At 63.6% G+C, this 15,803-nt stretch carries 11 protein-coding genes; 9 read left to right on the top strand and 2 right to left on the bottom strand.

The features are described from left to right. The first annotated feature begins 48 nt into the window (after window positions 1-48). The 3 genes from AWB82_RS33065 to AWB82_RS33055 all read left to right on the top strand — a co-directional run bounded on the left by AWB82_RS33065 (window position 49) and on the right by AWB82_RS33055 (window position 4,211). Complete coding sequence (locus AWB82_RS33065; protein WP_086973509.1) at window positions 49-1,395, top strand: adenylosuccinate synthase; 1,347 nt, start codon at window positions 49-51, stop codon at window positions 1,393-1,395. Between the two features lie 100 nt (window positions 1,396-1,495). Further along, a complete protein-coding gene (locus AWB82_RS33060) occupies window positions 1,496-2,056 on the top strand; it encodes a phosphoribosyltransferase (protein ID WP_086973508.1) in 561 nt (186 codons plus the stop codon). Between the two features lie 262 nt (window positions 2,057-2,318). Next, window positions 2,319-4,211: a potassium transporter Kup gene (locus AWB82_RS33055; RefSeq protein WP_086973507.1), complete on the top strand. Its 1,893-nt coding sequence runs from the start codon at window positions 2,319-2,321 to the stop codon at window positions 4,209-4,211. 76 nt (window positions 4,212-4,287) lie between these two features. Here AWB82_RS33055 and AWB82_RS33050 read toward each other — a convergent pair whose 3' ends face one another. After that, a complete protein-coding gene (locus tag AWB82_RS33050; protein ID WP_086973506.1) occupies window positions 4,288-6,627 on the bottom strand; it encodes a Tex family protein in 2,340 nt (779 codons plus the stop codon). A gap of 253 nt (window positions 6,628-6,880) precedes the next feature. Between AWB82_RS33050 and AWB82_RS33045 the strand changes: the two genes are divergently transcribed. From AWB82_RS33045 to AWB82_RS33035, 3 genes are all read left to right on the top strand, one after another. Beyond that, complete coding sequence (locus tag AWB82_RS33045; protein ID WP_086973518.1) at window positions 6,881-7,702, top strand: flotillin family protein; 822 nt, start codon at window positions 6,881-6,883, stop codon at window positions 7,700-7,702. Window positions 7,703-7,803: 101 nt separating this feature from the next. Beyond that, window positions 7,804-7,989 carry a DUF465 domain-containing protein gene (locus AWB82_RS33040; protein WP_086973505.1) on the top strand — a complete coding sequence of 62 codons (186 nt, stop codon included), beginning with the start codon at window positions 7,804-7,806 and terminating at the stop codon, window positions 7,987-7,989. Window positions 7,990-8,075: 86 nt separating this feature from the next. Continuing rightward, window positions 8,076-10,304, top strand: a complete 2,229-nt coding sequence (locus tag AWB82_RS33035) for an ATP-dependent DNA helicase (RefSeq protein WP_086973504.1) — start codon at window positions 8,076-8,078, stop codon at window positions 10,302-10,304. Between the two features lie 63 nt (window positions 10,305-10,367). Here the strand turns inward: AWB82_RS33035 and AWB82_RS33030 are convergent, their stop codons facing one another. After that, complete coding sequence (locus tag AWB82_RS33030) at window positions 10,368-11,201, bottom strand: outer membrane protein assembly factor BamD (protein ID WP_086973503.1); 834 nt, start codon at window positions 11,199-11,201, stop codon at window positions 10,368-10,370. 86 nt (window positions 11,202-11,287) lie between these two features. Between AWB82_RS33030 and AWB82_RS33025 the strand changes: the two genes are divergently transcribed. From AWB82_RS33025 to phaC, 3 genes are all read left to right on the top strand, one after another. Beyond that, window positions 11,288-12,451 carry an RluA family pseudouridine synthase gene (locus AWB82_RS33025; protein WP_235023535.1) on the top strand — a complete coding sequence of 388 codons (1,164 nt, stop codon included), beginning with the start codon at window positions 11,288-11,290 and terminating at the stop codon, window positions 12,449-12,451. After that, on the top strand, window positions 12,448-13,281 hold the full coding sequence (gene pgeF, locus AWB82_RS33020) for a peptidoglycan editing factor PgeF (protein WP_086973501.1): 834 nt from the start codon (window positions 12,448-12,450) through the stop codon (window positions 13,279-13,281). Before AWB82_RS33025 ends, pgeF begins: the two co-directional genes overlap by 4 nt. A gap of 321 nt (window positions 13,282-13,602) precedes the next feature. Further along, a complete protein-coding gene (phaC, locus tag AWB82_RS33015; RefSeq protein WP_086973500.1) occupies window positions 13,603-15,624 on the top strand; it encodes a class I poly(R)-hydroxyalkanoic acid synthase in 2,022 nt (673 codons plus the stop codon). Window positions 15,625-15,803: the final 179 nt, after the last annotated feature.

Below are 15,803 nucleotides of genomic sequence, written 5' to 3'. Positions count from 1 at the left end.
TTTCGCGAACATAGGTAAAATACGTTTTTAACCAGCTAACGAATCAACATGTCTGCCAGTGCAGTGAATGTGAACCCGGGTCGCAACGTCGTCGTGGTGGGCACCCAGTGGGGTGATGAGGGCAAGGGCAAGATCGTCGACTGGCTGACGGACCACGCCCAGGGCGTCGTGCGCTTCCAGGGCGGTCACAACGCCGGCCACACGCTCATCATCGGCGGCAAGAAGACCATTCTGCGCCTCATTCCGTCGGGCATCATGCGCGCGGGCACGGCCTGTTACATCGGCAATGGCGTCGTGTTGTCGCCGGAAGCGCTGTTCAAGGAAATCGACGAACTCGAAGCGGCTGGCATCGACGTCCAGAAGCGCCTGTTCATTTCCGAAGCCGCCACGCTCGTTCTCCCGTATCACGTCGCCATCGATCAGGCGCGCGAAGCCAAGCGCGGCGCCGGCAAGATCGGCACGACCGGCCGCGGCATCGGCCCGGCGTACGAAGACAAGGTCGCCCGTCGCGGTCTGCGCGTGCAGGATCTCTTCGACCGCGCCGTGTTCGAGGAACGTCTGCGCGAAACGCTGGACTTCCATAACTTCGTGCTAACGCAATACCTCGGCGCGAAGGCCGTCGATTTCCAGGAAACGCTCGAAAAGATGCTCGGTTACGCCGACCGTCTCGCGCCGATGGTCACGGACGTCTCCCGCCGCCTTTACGACGAAAACCACGCCGGCCGCAATCTGCTGTTCGAAGGCGCGCAAGGCACGCTGCTCGATATCGACCACGGCACGTACCCGTTCGTCACGTCGAGCAACTGCGTCGCGGGCGCGGCGACGTCGGGCGCGGGCATCGGGCCGCAGCGTCTGAACTACATTCTCGGCATCACCAAGGCATATTGCACGCGCGTCGGTTCGGGTCCGTTCCCGAGCGAGCTGTACGATGCCGACAACCCGCAGCGTCAGGATCAGGTCGGCCTGAATCTCGCGACCGTCGGCAAGGAATTCGGCTCGGTCACGGGCCGTCCGCGCCGCACTGGCTGGCTCGACGCCGCCGCGCTGCGCCGCGCGATCCAGATCAACGGCATCTCGGGCCTGTGCATCACGAAGCTCGACGTGCTCGACGGCCTCGACGAAGTGAAGCTCTGCACGGGCTACACGCTTGACGGCAAGCTGATCGACATCCTGCCGCGCGGCGCTTCGGAAGTGGCGCGTTGCGAGCCGGTGTACGAAACCTTCGGTGGCTGGAAGGAAAGCACCATCGGCATTACGCAATGGGACGGGCTGCCGGCGAACGCGCGCGCTTATCTCACGCGTGTGCAGGAAGTGGCGGGCGTGCCGATCGACATGGTGTCGACCGGTCCTGACCGTGACGAAACCATCCTGCTTCGCCATCCGTTCAAGGTCTGAGCGCCGCAAGAGCCTCGACCTGTACCGGACGCTGTAAAGAATGTGGCCGCATCAGCGGCCACATTTCGTATATAACCTAAGCAATTGAAAGAGCCTCACCATGATCGCGATGACGGACCCGCGCAACGACGAAAAGAACCTTTGGGTCGGCTGGGATGAATATCACCGGCTGATCGAACTGCTTGCACTGAACGTGCACGAGTCGGGCTGGAAGTTCGACAACATTCTGTGCCTCGCGCGCGGCGGCCTGCGGGTCGGCGACCAGCTTTCGCGCATCTACGATCTGCCGCTCGCCATTCTCGCGACGAGTTCGTACCGCGAGGCGGCGGGCACGGAGCAGGGCAATCTCGACATCGCGCAATACATCACGATGACACGCGGCGATCTGTCCGGCAACGTGTTGCTCGTCGACGATCTGGTCGATTCCGGCGTCACGCTCGCGCGCGTGCAGGAGCATCTGAAAGAGCGTTATCCGGCGGTCACCTCGGTGCGCTCGGCGGTGCTCTGGTACAAGGCGTGCTCCAAGGTCAAGCCCGACTATCACGTGCAGCATCTCGAAACGAATCCGTGGATTCATCAGCCATTCGAGGAATGGGACACGGTGCGTCCGCACAATCTCGGCGCATGGATCAAGCGCGGCACGCAAAACGGACGCGGATGAATTCCAACGCCTGATCGTTCGCTATTCCAACGCCGTTCGCCTGGCACGAAGCCGGGCGAACGGCGTTTTTCATTGGCCGGAACGAACAGCGAAGCGCAAAGAATTGTGTTCGATGTACTTGCCGACCCACGCGGAGCGCGATGCTACACTCTCATTCGCGTCTCGCGTGGTGCTGGAACAACACGCGAGAAGGCGTCTTCGCGTGCGACGTTAGATAGAATGGCGTTCGTTTCTTTCCGCCCTGGACGGACATCCCGCTTTTATGACTAACACGACTCACGCGCACGAGCATAAACAACGATTGCCCACGCTTGCGGTCGCGGCCATCGGCGTCGTTTTCGGCGACATCGGCACGAGTCCTCTCTACTCATTGAAGGAAGCCTTTAGCCCGTCGCACGGCATCGCCTTGTCCGAGGCGTCGATTCTCGGCGTCATCTCGTTGCTGTTCTGGGCGATCGTCATGGTCGTCGCCGTCAAGTACGTGCTCTTCGTCATGCGCGCCGACAACAACGGCGAAGGCGGCGTGTTCGCGATGACCACGCTCGCGCTGCGCAGCGTGAAGGCGCCAGGCAAAGTCTCCGGCGTGCTCATGATGCTCGGCATCTTCGGCGCATGCATGTTCTATGGCGATGCGGTCATCACGCCGGCCATGTCGGTGCTTTCGGCGGTCGAAGGTCTCGAAATCGCCGCACCGAAGCTCTCGCCGTATGTGCTGCCGATCACGATCGTGATCCTTATCGCGCTCTTCTGGATTCAGCGCCACGGCACGGCGGTGGTCGGCAGACTGTTCGGCCCGATCATGCTCGTGTGGTTCGCGACGCTCGCGGTGCTCGGCGCCGCGCATATCGTGATCGAGCCGCGCATCATCGTCGCGCTCAATCCCTACTATGCGATTTCCTTCATGGCGCAGCACGTGCTGCAGGCGTATATCGTGCTCGGCTCGGTGGTGCTCGTGCTGACCGGAGCGGAAGCGCTGTATGCGGACATGGGGCACTTCGGCGCGAAGCCGATTCGCTACGGCTGGTATGGTTTCGTGATGCCGTCGCTGCTGCTGAACTATTTTGGTCAGGGCGCGTTGCTGATGCATTCGCCGCAGGCCATCGAGAACCCGTTCTTCCTGCTCGCGCCCGACTGGGCCTTGCTGCCGCTCGTGATTCTGTCGACGGTCGCAACCGTGATCGCGTCGCAGGCGGTCATTTCGGGCGCGTATTCGCTGACTAGCCAGGCGATTCAGCTCGGCTACGTGCCGCGCATGAAGATCCTGCACACGTCGGAACTGGCGATCGGCCAGATCTACATTCCGCTCGTCAACTGGATGCTGCTTTTCATCATCCTGTGCATCGTCATTGGCTTCAAGAGCTCGGAGAATCTCGCGGCGGCATACGGTCTCGCCGTCACCGCGACCATGTTGACGACCACCATTCTCGTGTCCGTCGTGATGGTGAATCTGTGGGGCTGGAACCGCTGGCTCGTCGGCGGGATGATCACCGTGTTCCTCGCGATCGACATCGGCTTCTTCGGCGCGAGCCTGCTCAAGATCGAGCAGGGTGGCTGGCTGCCGTTGTGCATCGGCGGGGCGCTCTTCTTCCTGTTGATGACCTGGTACAAGGGCCGCATGATCGTGAAGGATCGCACGGCCGCGGACGGCATTCCGCTGATGCCGTTCCTCCAGGGCCTGCTCGCGCATCCGCCGCATCGCGTGTCGGGCACGGCGATCTATCTCACCGGCAGCGATTCGCTCGTGCCCGTGAGCTTGCTGCACAACCTGAAGCACAACAAGGTGCTGCACGAGCGCACGATTTTCATGAACTTCACGACGCGCGACATCCCTTATGTCGACGATGCGCATCGGCTCGAAGTGAAGGACATCGGCGGCGGGCTGTTCCTCGTGAAAGCCGCATACGGCTTCAACGAGACGCCGGATGTGAAGGCCGTGCTCGAACAGATCACGCGCACCCACGGGATGAGCTTCGAGCTGATGGACACGTCGTTCTTCATGGCGCGCGAGACGGTCGTGCCGACAGAACTGCCGGGCATGTCGGTGTGGCGCGAGCGCGTGTTCGCGTGGATGCATCAGAACGCCGCGAAACCCACCGATTTCTTCAGTATTCCCGCGAATCGCGTGGTGGAGCTGGGCACGAAGATCGAGATCTGACGCTTCGTCATTCGAAGAGCTTAAAAAGAAAACCCCACGTCGCAAAACGTGGGGTTTTTTTTGGCGGCGTGAGGCTTCAGCGTTTCAGTTTCGCGAACGCCGCGGCCAGTGCGCCGGCCGGCTCCGGCTCGCGACGTTGCTGCGGACGCTGGCCCGAACGACGATCCTGCGAGCCGCGCGATTGCGATCCACCCGCTGCGTTGCCGCCCGCCGAAGACGCGGCCGCGAAGTCATCGTCGAGACGCATGGTGAGCGCAATGCGTTGGCGCTTCACATCGGTTTCCAGCACCTTCACCTTCACGACTTGGCCGGCTTTCACCACTTCGTGAGGGTCCTTGATGAACTTCGTGGACATGGCCGAGACGTGCACGAGGCCGTCCTGATGCACGCCGATATCGACGAACGCGCCGAATGCCGCGACGTTCGTCACCACGCCTTCGAGGATCATGCCCGGCACGAGGTCCGAAATCTTCTCGATGCCTTCCCTGAACGTCGCCGTCTTGAACTCGGGACGAGGATCGCGGCCCGGTTTTTCCAGCTCGGTGAGAATGTCGCGCACGGTCGGCAGGCCGAAACGATCGTCGACGAATTCGGTGGGCGAGAGGCCCGACAACGCTTCGCGCCGACCGAGCACATCGCCGATATGCTTCTTGATCTTCGCGAGAATGCGCTCGACGACCGGATACGCCTCTGGGTGCACCGACGAGCGATCGAGCGGATTCTCGCCGTTGTTGATGCGCAGAAAGCCCGCTGCCTGCTCGAAGGTTTTGTCGCCGAGACGCGGCACCTTCTTCAGATGCTCGCGCGACGGGAACGGCCCGTTGGCATCGCGATAATCGACGATATTGCGCGCGAGCGTCGAATTCAGCCCCGATACGCGCGCGAGCAGCGCGACCGATGCGGTATTCGCATCGACGCCGACCGCGTTCACGCAATCTTCGACGACCGCATCGAGCGAGCGCGCGAGTTCGCGCTGATTCACGTCGTGCTGATACTGGCCGACGCCGATCGCTTTCGGCTCGATTTTCACGAGCTCCGCGAGCGGGTCCTGCAGACGCCGCGCGATCGACACCGCGCCGCGCAGCGTGACGTCGAGCTCGGGAAACTCTTTCGCGGCGAGTTCGGACGCGGAATACACCGACGCGCCCGCTTCCGACACGACGATCTTTTGCAACGTCAGATCCGGATGTTTCGCGATGAGCTCGCTCGCGAGCTTGTCGGTTTCGCGTGAACCGGTGCCGTTGCCGATCGACACGAGCTCGGCCTGCGTTTCACGTGCAATGCGGGCGAGCTTCGCGAGGGAGCCGTCCCAGTCGCGGCGCGGCTCGTGCGGATAGATGACGTCGGTGGCAAGCAGCTTGCCGGTGCGATCGACGACCGCGACCTTCACGCCCGTGCGCAGGCCCGGATCGAGACCGATCACGGCCTTCGGGCCCGCAGGCGCCGCGAGCAGCAAGTCCTTCAGATTGCGCGCGAACACGCGAATGGCTTCGTGCTCGGCATCTTCACGCAAATGCGTGAGCAGTTCGGTTTCGATATGCGGCTGCACCTTCACGCGCCAGCACCAGCGGCATACGTCGGAGAGCCATTTGTCGGCGGCGCGCGCGCGATTCACGATGCCGAAGTGCTGCGCGATCATCGCTTCGCACGGATGGGGAATCTGCGCGTCGAGCTCTTCGCCGAGGCCGAGCTTGACGCTCAGGATGCCCGCATTACGGCCGCGAAACAGGGCGAGTGCGCGGTGCGACGGCACCGTGCGGATCGTTTCGCTGTAGTCGTAGTAGTCGCGGAATTTTTCGCCTTCCTCGCCTTGCTTACCGTCCACCACGCTCGACATGACGAGTCCCTGGTTGAACAGATGCTCGCGCAGCTTGCCGAGGATCTCGGCGGTTTCGCCGAACTGCTCGGAGAGGATGTCGCGCGCGCCGTCCAGCGCAGCTTTGGTATCGGCGACACCTTTTTCCGCGTCGACGAACTTCGTGGCTTCGGCCTGGGGGTCGAGGGTGGGATCGGCGAGCAGCGCCTGCGCGAGCGGCTCGAGACCGGCTTCACGGGCGATTTGCGCGCGCGTGCGGCGCTTGGGTTTGTACGGCAGGTACAGGTCCTCCAGCACCTGCTTGCTGTCCGCGCCTTCGATGGCGCCGCGCAATTCGTCGGTGAGCTTGCCTTGCTCGTCGATGCTTTGCAGGATCGTTGCGCGGCGGTCTTCGAGTTCGCGCAAGTACAGCAGGCGCTCTTCGAGCGTGCGCAGTTGCGTATCGTCGAGATTGCCGGTGATTTCCTTGCGATACCGGGCGATAAACGGGACAGTCGAGCCTTGGTCGAGAAGCTCCACGGCGGCGGCGACCTGGCGCGGCTGCACGGTGAGTTCGGTGGCAATGCGCTGTACGATCTTGAGTGCTACGGTTTCCGTCATGATTCTGCGCTGTTTGCGGCTCGCCGACGAGATTCACGCCGCATGCGCGGTTCGCGAAAAAGCGAGGCGCCGCGAGGCGAGGATCGTGTGACGAGCCAGGTTCGAACCGGGCTGCTGAAGCGGGGCATTTTGCCATAAATGGCAGAGCGCTCCGGCGCGCGGTGATAGAATTTGGGCATCGCGCAAGCCGTTTCGCACCTGATTCTTTATCACGTTGCCGTTCATCCATTTGCCCAACTTTCGCCTTTCAAGCATGCCGGCTGCCGCGGCTGTTTTGCTGCTGTGCGCAGCGGGCGCACTCGCGCCGCAGCGCGCGCTCGCTCAAGTCGCCAAGCCGATCGATCCCGGAACGTCCGTAAGCACGCGTTCCCTTGACGCGCCGGCATCTTCCGATGCAGCGAGCACGCAGAGCGCCGATGATTCCCTCAAAGCAGATTTCGCCCAGCGCCAGAAGGTGCTCGATCGGCGCACCGAGGAAAACAACTACGGCTACGGCGTGAAAGAGCACGACTGTTACAGCAAATTCTTCGTGAATCACTGTCTGGACAACGCGCGCAACGCGATGCGCGAGACGCGTCAGCAAATCCGCCAGGAACAGCTGGCGCTCGACGACGAGCAGCGCGCCGAGCGGGCGAAGCAACGCGACCAGCAGACGGCGATCAAGCGGGCGCAATACGAAGCGGAAGCGCCGCAGCGCGCGGCGAGCGAGAAGTCGAGCCAGCAAGCCTACGAGGAGAAGCAGCGTCAGAACGCGCTGGCCGCCGCGCAGCGCGACGCCGAAGCGCCCCAGCGCGCGGCCAACCAGGCGGCATACGATCGCAAGCAGGCGGACTACCAGAAGCAACTCGACGAAGCGCGCGCACGCGGTGTGCAGGACGCGCAGGATCGCGAGCAAAAGGCGCAGCGCTACGAGCAGAAGCAGCAGGAAGCCGCGCAGCATCGCGCGGAAGTCGATGCGCGCCAAAAGGAAGCCGCCAGAAAAGCGCAGGAAAAGGCGCAACAGCAGGAACAGGCGCGCCAGGAGCAACTGAAACTGCAGCAACAGCAGCAGCAACAACAGCAGCAAGGTAAATAGGACAGTCGGGCTCGTTGCGCGGGCCCGTGCCAAGAGGATGAAAGGAGGCGAGCATGCAGCAACGCTTTAGTGAATCCCCGCGCGCACCCCGACAACCCGAGATGGATGCCGCTTTGCTGCGCGATCGCATCGCGCAATTGCAGGAAGAGCATCACAGTCTGGACACGCTGATCGAAAAGCTGTCCGGCATCGACGACCTGGAGTTGAGGCGCCTGAAAAAGCGCAAGCTCAAGGTGAAGGACACCATTCTCCTGCTGCAATTGCAGCTTGACTCGGACGCGCATTGAACGCCGCGCGCGCCGGCCGCGAGCTCGTGCCGGCGACGGCGCCTCGCGCGCGCGGCCGCGCCGAAACCCGCAGGATTTAGCACGCCTTGAACTCACCCGCACAACCCAGTGACGACGCGAACGCGTCGCTCGCGCCTTCGAACAAGCGCGGCGTCGAGCTGGACGCCATCTTTTCGGCGCAAGGCCTGCTCGCTAGCGCGATCGATGGCTATCGGCCGCGCGCATCGCAGATCGAAATGGCGCGCTCCGTCGCCGCCGCAATGGAAGCGTCCGGCCGCGCGATGCCCGAGCCCGCGATGTTCGACGCGCAGCGGCGTCCCGCGCGCAAGCTCGGTCCGTCCGACAAACCCTACGCGCCCGAAGAGCAGCCGGCCGATGACATCGGCATCGCGACGGCGAAGGCGGCTATCGACGGCGGCGAGAATACGCTCATCGTCGAGGCGGGCACTGGCACCGGCAAGACCTACGCGTATCTCGTCCCGGCCATGTTGTGGGGCGGCAAGGTCATAGTGTCGACGGGCACGAAGCATCTGCAGGATCAGCTGTTCCAGCGCGACATCCCGACCGTGCGCGACGCGCTCGCCGTCCCGGTTTCGGTCGCGATGCTCAAGGGCCGCGCCAACTATCTGTGTCACTACTACCTGGAACGCACCGCCGACGCCGGCCGCCTGCCGACACGGCAGGACACGTCGCATCTGCAGGAGATCGTGCGTTTCGCGAAGATCACGCGCACCGGCGACAAGGCCGAACTCGCGAGCGTGCCGGAAAATTCACCCGTCTGGCCGATGGTCACGTCCACGCGCGACAACTGTCTCGGCCAGGAATGCCCGCACTACAAGGAATGCTTCGTGATGCAGGCGCGCAAGGAGGCGCAGCAGGCGGACATCGTCGTGGTGAATCACCATTTGTTCTTTGCCGACGTGATGCTGCGCGACACCGGCATGGCCGAGCTTCTGCCGACGGCGAACACCATCATCTTCGACGAAGCGCATCAGTTGCCCGAGACCGCGACGCTCTTCTTCGGCGAAACGCTTTCGACCACGCAGTTGCTCGAACTCGCGCGCGATACCGTAGCCGAAGGTCTGTCGCACGCCCGCGATGCCACCGACTGGACGAAGCTCGGCGCCGCGCTGGAGCGCGCGGCGCGCGACGTGCGGCTCGCGTTCAAGGAAGATTCGGCGCGTCTGTCGCTCGGCCAGTTGCCGGACGGCCATCCGATCTTCGAGGCGCTCGAAACGCTGGAGACGCATCTCGCGGCGCTCGCCGCGGCGCTGTCGTCGCATGCGGAGCGGGCCGAATCGCTGCAGGCGCTGGTGCGCCGCGCGCGTGAGTTGCAGGATCTGCTCGCGGGCTGGACGACGCCGCCGACGTCGCTCGAACGCGCCGTCGTCGCGAGCGAGGACGTCGCGAAACAGGCCGCGAAGGAAGAGCCGAACGAGATGGTGCGCTGGATCGAGGTGTTTTCGCACACGGTGCAGTTGCACGAGACGCCGCTCTCGGTCGCGCCGATCTTCGCGAAGCAGCGCGCGGGCGTGCCGCGCGCGTGGATTTTCACGTCCGCGACGCTTTCGGTGCGCGGCGACTTCACGCATTACGCCGCGCAAATGGGCCTGAACGCGCGCCGTTCGATGACTCTGCCGAGCCCGTTCGATTACCCGTCGCAAGGGCTTTTGTACGTGCCGCGCAATCTCCCGCAGCCTTCGTCGCCGCAATTCACCGACGCTGTCTTCGAAGCCGCGCTGCCGGTAATCGAGGCGGCGGGCGGTGGCGCGTTCGTGCTGTGCACGACGCTGCGCGCGGTGGACCGCATCGCCAATCGCCTGCGCGATGTGATCGAGCGGCGCGGCTGGGACAATCCGCTGCTCGTGCAAGGCGACGCGAGCCGCACGGAATTGCTCGACCGTTTCCGCGCCTATGGCAACGCGATTCTCGTAGGCAGTCAAAGTTTCTGGGAAGGCGTCGATGTGCGCGGCGACGCGCTGTCGCTCGTTGTCATCGACAAGCTGCCGTTCGCGCCGCCCGACGATCCGGTGCTTGCCGCGCGCCTCGACGCGCTGACGAAAAAAGGCCTGAGCCCGTTCGCCGTGCATCAGTTGCCGCAGGCGGTCATCACGCTCAAGCAGGGCGCGGGACGGCTGATTCGCGCGGAGACGGATCGCGGCGTGCTGATGATCTGCGATACCCGGCTCGTCGAGAAGCCTTACGGCCGGCGCATCTGGCAAAGCCTGCCGCCGTTCAAGCGCACCCGCGAGCTGGACGTGGTGCGCGAGTTTTTCAGCGATGCGGCGAAGTGGAAAACGGAACTGACCGAATAACGATCGGTGTCCTAAGTTTTCATCGATATAAAAAAACGGCCGGTTATCAACCGGCCGTTTGCTTTACCAGATCTGATACCAGGGCTTCTCGACGCCCGCGCGGCGCTTGCCGGTGACGTACGGGCTGTCCGGGAACGTCGCGGCGAGCACGCGCTTGGTGTCGTCGGCGAGTTGCGGCTGATCGAGCTTTTCGTACGACAGCATCATGATGTGCAGCGCGTCTTCCGTTGCCGGCGCGTTCTTGTATTCGCGAATGGCCAACTGCGCGCGGTTGATCGCGGCCACATACGCGCCACGGCGGAAGTAGTAATCGGCGGCGTGCACTTCATGCGAGGCGAGCGCGTTCACGATATAGCGCATGCGCTGCGCAGCATCGGGCGCGTACTTGCTTTGCGGATACCTGTCGACGACGACCTTGAACGCGTCATAGGACTCGCGCAGCGACTTCGGATCGCGCTCGCTCATGTCCTGGCCCGAGAACCGGCCGAAGAGGCCGAGGTCGTCGTTGAAGTGGATCATGCCCTTGAGATAGTACGCATACGCGATCTCGGGGTGATCCGGGTGTAGCTTGATGAAACGGTCGATGGCCTGATCGGCGTTGGCGGTTTCACTGTCTTTCCAGTCGCAGTACGCGACGTTAATCTGCGCCTGCTGCGCGAAATGCCCGAACGGGTCGCGGCCTTCGAGCGCTTCGAAGTACTTCGCGCACTTGCCCCAGTCGCTGCCGGACAGCGCGTCCTGAGCCTCCGTATATAATTTGTTGTTATTCCATAATGCCGTTTCGTCGGTCTTCTCAGGAAGACCGTGACAGGCCGCAATCATGGCGACGCTCGCGGCCAGCGCCAGATATTTGATCGATTGACGCATCGAGAGATGAATGGTGTTGAAGGCTCGCATCAGTGCTTGCTATTCCTGGCTGATTCTCGCTGTTCTAGCTGTGTTTCCGGCGCGGCTTCTAACACATGCCGCCGAATTTAGTTCAAATGACCCGCTCAATTACTCGTCGTACCAAAGACCAACTCGAAGATTATAGCCCAAGCGCTACCGGCCACGACGCGCCGTCGGCCGATTCGGGCGACAGCGCGGGCCGCGAAACGCCTCGCGCAGCCCGCGTGCCCGACGAACTCGCGGGCGACCGGCTCGACAAGGTGCTCGCGAAAATCTTTCCGGAATTCTCGCGCAACCGGTTGCAGGGCTGGATCGAGGAAGGGCGCGTGCTCATCGACGGCGCGGGCGCGAAAGTGCGTCAGCCGGTGCCGCTCGGCGCGACGATCACGCTCGTCCCGGACCTTCTGCCCGAGCAGCTCGCGTTCGCGCCGGAGCCGGTGCCGCTGCATATCGTGTACGAGGACGAGACGCTCGTCGTCGTCAACAAGCCCGCGGGCATGGTCGTGCATCCGGCGGCGGGAAACTGGAGCGGCACGCTGCTCAACGGCCTGCTGCATCGTTACGGCGACGCGGCCGCCGGACTGCCGCGCGCGGGCATCGTGCATCGGCTGGACAAGGAAACGTCCGGGCTGATGGTCGTCGCGCGCACGCTCCAGGCGCAGACCGACCTCGTGCGCCAGTTGCAGGCGCGCACGGTGAAACGCCGCTACGTCGCGTTCGTCTGGGGCACGATGCCCGACGAAGGCACGATCGACGCGCCCATCGGCCGCGATCCGCGCGAGCGCAAGCGCATGGCGGTCGTGAAGACCGCTTCCGGCAAGCCCGCGCGCACGCATTTCCGCACCATCAACCGCACCACGTGGCACGGCCAGCCCGTCAGCGCCATTCATTGCGATCTCGAAACCGGCCGCACGCATCAGATTCGCGTGCATTGCGCGCATATCCAGCATCCGTTGCTGGGCGATCCGGTGTACGGGCACGCGCGCGGCAAGCGTTCGGTCAGGCCGCTGCCCAACGACTTCGCGCGCCAGGCATTGCACGCGTGGCGGCTCGGCCTGATCCATCCCGCGACGGGCAAGGAAGTGCATTGGCGCGCGGACGTTCCCGAGGACATCGCGATGCTCGCGGCCGAACTGGGATTCGGGCAGGACGAAGGAGTCGAATTCGACCGGGATGAGGGCTTTGCCGAGGTCTATGAGATGGGCGAGGGCGAAGAAGGCGACTGGGACGACGAAGATTACGAGGACGACGAAGCATGACGCGTGACGCTGCCGAGCTGGCATCGAAAGACTGTCTCTGGCCGCAATGGGAAGTATCGCCGCGCGTGCGTGCGTTCGTCACGACGCGTAACGGCGGCGTGAGTGAAGCGCCCTACGATGGCGGCGCGGCGGGCGCGGGCGGTCTCAATCTCGGCTTCTCTTCGGGCGATGCGCCGGACGCGGTGAAGGAGAATCGCCGCCGCGCGCTTGCATCGACGGGTTATCGCGAGGCCGCGTGGCTCGAACAGGTCCACGGCACGGAAGTCGCGGATGCGCACGCCGTCGTCCAGCGCCTCGCGCAAGGCGAACGCACGCGCGCCGACGCCAGCGTGACGGATCGCGCGGGCGTCGTGTGCGTCGTGATGACGGCCGACTGCCTGCCGGTACTTTTCTGCGACGACGACGGCCGCGCGGTCGGCGCCGCGCACGCGGGCTGGCGTGGACTCGCGGGCGGCATCGTCGAAACGACGGGCGAGCGCGTCGCGACGCTTGCGGGCGTGCCGGCTTCGAAGCTCCACGCGTTTCTCGGCCCGGCAATCGGGCCGCAAGAGTTCGAAGTGGGCGAGGACGTGCTCGATGCCTTCGTCGCGGCCGCGCGGGCGGATCGCCGTGACGCGACGAGCGCTGCGTTCAGGTCTGCAGGCGCGTCGGCCAAATACTTCGCCGATATCTACGCGCTCGCGCGTCTGCGCCTCGCCGATCTCGGCGTCGATGCCGCGCGCATCCACGGCGGCGCGCATTGCACGGTCACGGAAAAGGCGCGCTTCTATTCCTACCGGCGCGAGCGCGTGACCGGCCGCATGGCCGCGATGATCTGGTTAAACGACTGACTGCCGTCACCGGTATCTTGAACATACCGGGCGATCGTTTCTTGCCTATGACGAAACCCCGTGCGAAAGCGATATTTCGCATGGGGGAAAACGATAATTAAAAAAACATCGCACTGCGGCAAAATCGGGACGAAGCATTGACATGCCTGACAACCTAGAGCAAGAATGTTCCTGGAATTCAATCAATCGGGCACGGCGTAGCAAGGCTCTTTCTTGCCACGCGCATAGGGCGCATCAACACTTGCGCGCTGGTCGAGGAAAGCCCGGCGATGCCTGCGTTAGCAATCCAAGTCTTGCGAGACTCACAGGTCAAAAGCGGGTATGACTTCCAAATCTACTTCCTCATCTTCCCGCTCCCGTACCGCCGACAGCACTTCGGCCGAGGCATCATCTGCCGATACGACTGGCGTACAGCAGGCGTTCGATCAATGGCTGAACGCGTGGCGCGCCGTTGCCGATCCCGCGCAATGGCCGAAATTCACTCAACAGACGAATACCGCGCCTGACGCGGCAACAGCGGCTGCATCGCCGTTTGCTGCGTTCGGCGCATTTTTCAACGGACTTCCGAACGGATTTCCGTCCGCGGCATTTCCGGCGGCGTTTCCGGCGCCGGGCGCGATCCCGCAAATGCCCGACTTCACGAACATGAACGGCATGGCGGAGTTCGCGAAGCTCGCGAGCAGCATGCCGGGCTTTGGCACGGCGATGCAGGGATTACCCACCTTGCCGAAAATTCCGTCCGCCGCGATCGCGCCGGAGCGTCTCCATGAATTGCAGAGCAACTATTCGCGCGATGCCGCCGAGTTGCTCAAGCAGGCGGGCGCGCAGGCCATCGATCCGTCCTCGCTCAAGGATCGGCGCTTTACCGACACCGCATGGCAATCGACGCCCGCGTATGCGTTCACCGCCGCGTGGTATCTGCTGAACGCGCGTTATCTGCAGGAACTCGCCGATGCCGTGCAGAGCGATCCGAAGACGCGCGAACGCATCCGTTTCGCCGTGCAGCAATGGGCGGCCGCGGCCGCGCCGAGCAACTTCCTCGCGTTCAATCCCGACGCGCAGAAAATGCTCATCGAAAGCAAGGGCGAAAGTCTGCGCCAGGGCATGTTGAACCTGCTCGCCGACATGCAGCGCGGCAAGATTTCGCAGTCGGACGAAACGCGCTTTCTCGTCGGCAAGAATATTGCGTCGACGGAAGGCTCGGTCGTGTACGAGAACGAACTCGTACAACTGATCCAGTACAAGCCGCTCGCGCCGAAGGTGTATGCGCGGCCGCTCCTGATCGTGCCGCCTTGCATCAACAAGTTCTACATCCTCGATCTGTCGCCGGAAAGCTCGCTCGTGCGTTATGCGCTCGAACAAGGGCAGCAGGTGTTCATTCTCTCGTGGCGCAATGCGGATCAGTCGATCGCGCACAAGACGTGGGACGACTACGTCGAAGAAGGCGTGCTCCGGACGATCGGCGTCGTGCAGGAAATCAGCGGCGAAGAGAAGATCAACACGCTCGGCTTTTGCATCGGCGGGACGCTTCTCGCGACCGCGCTGGCGGTGGCGGCGGCGCGCGGCGAGGAACCGGCCGCATCGATGACGCTGCTCACTTCGATGCTCGATTTCTCGGATACCGGCGTGCTCGACGTGTTCGTCGACGAGGCGCACGTGCAGATGCGCGAGCAGTCGATCGGCGGCAAGAACGGCGCGCCCGCCGGTCTCATGCGCGGCATCGAGTTCGCGAACACGTTCTCGTACCTGCGTCCGAACGATCTGGTGTGGAATTACGTCGTCGATAACTACCTCAAGGGCCGCACGCCGCAAGCGTTCGATCTGCTCTTCTGGAACAGCGATTCGACGAACCTGCCGGGCCCGATGTGCGTCTGGTATCTGCGCAACACGTACCTCGAAAACAAGCTGATGACCCCGAATGCGTTGACGGTGTGCGGCGAGCCGGTCGACCTGTCGCGTCTCACGGTGCCGACCTTCATCTACGGTTCGCGCGAAGACCATATCGTGCCGTGGAAATCGGCGTATGCGTCCGCGCCGGTGCTCGCCGGGCCGCAGACGTTCGTGCTCGGCGCGTCGGGGCATATCGCGGGCGTGATCAATCCGCCGTCGAAAAACAAGCGCAGCTTCTGGATGATCGACGGCAACGCCGAGCGTCTGCCCGAGAACCCCGATGCGTGGTTCGAGACCGCGGCCGAGCATCCCGGAAGCTGGTGGCCGACCTGGTCGAAATGGCTCGCAGGGAACGCGGGCGAGCAGGTCAAGGCGGGCGCGGCGCAGGGATCGAAGACTCACCCGGTGATCGAGGCCGCACCCGGCCGTTACGTGCTGGAACGCGACTTCTGAGCGGCGCGCGTGAGCGTGCGCGCAAGCGCATTGAACCGTTCGGAACCGCATTAACATTCGATGCCAAAGGAAACTGAAATGACTGACGTAGTGATCGTATCGGCCGCGCGTACGGCGGTAGGCAAGTTCGGCGGCTCGCTCGCGAAGATCGCGGCGCCGGAACTGGGCGCGACGGTGAT

The organism is Caballeronia glebae, assembly GCF_001545035.1.
GTDB lineage: Bacteria > Pseudomonadota > Gammaproteobacteria > Burkholderiales > Burkholderiaceae > Caballeronia > Caballeronia glebae.
The sequence above is the reverse complement of the archived record's forward strand: the minus strand, read 5'-3'. Positions and strand labels throughout refer to the sequence as shown.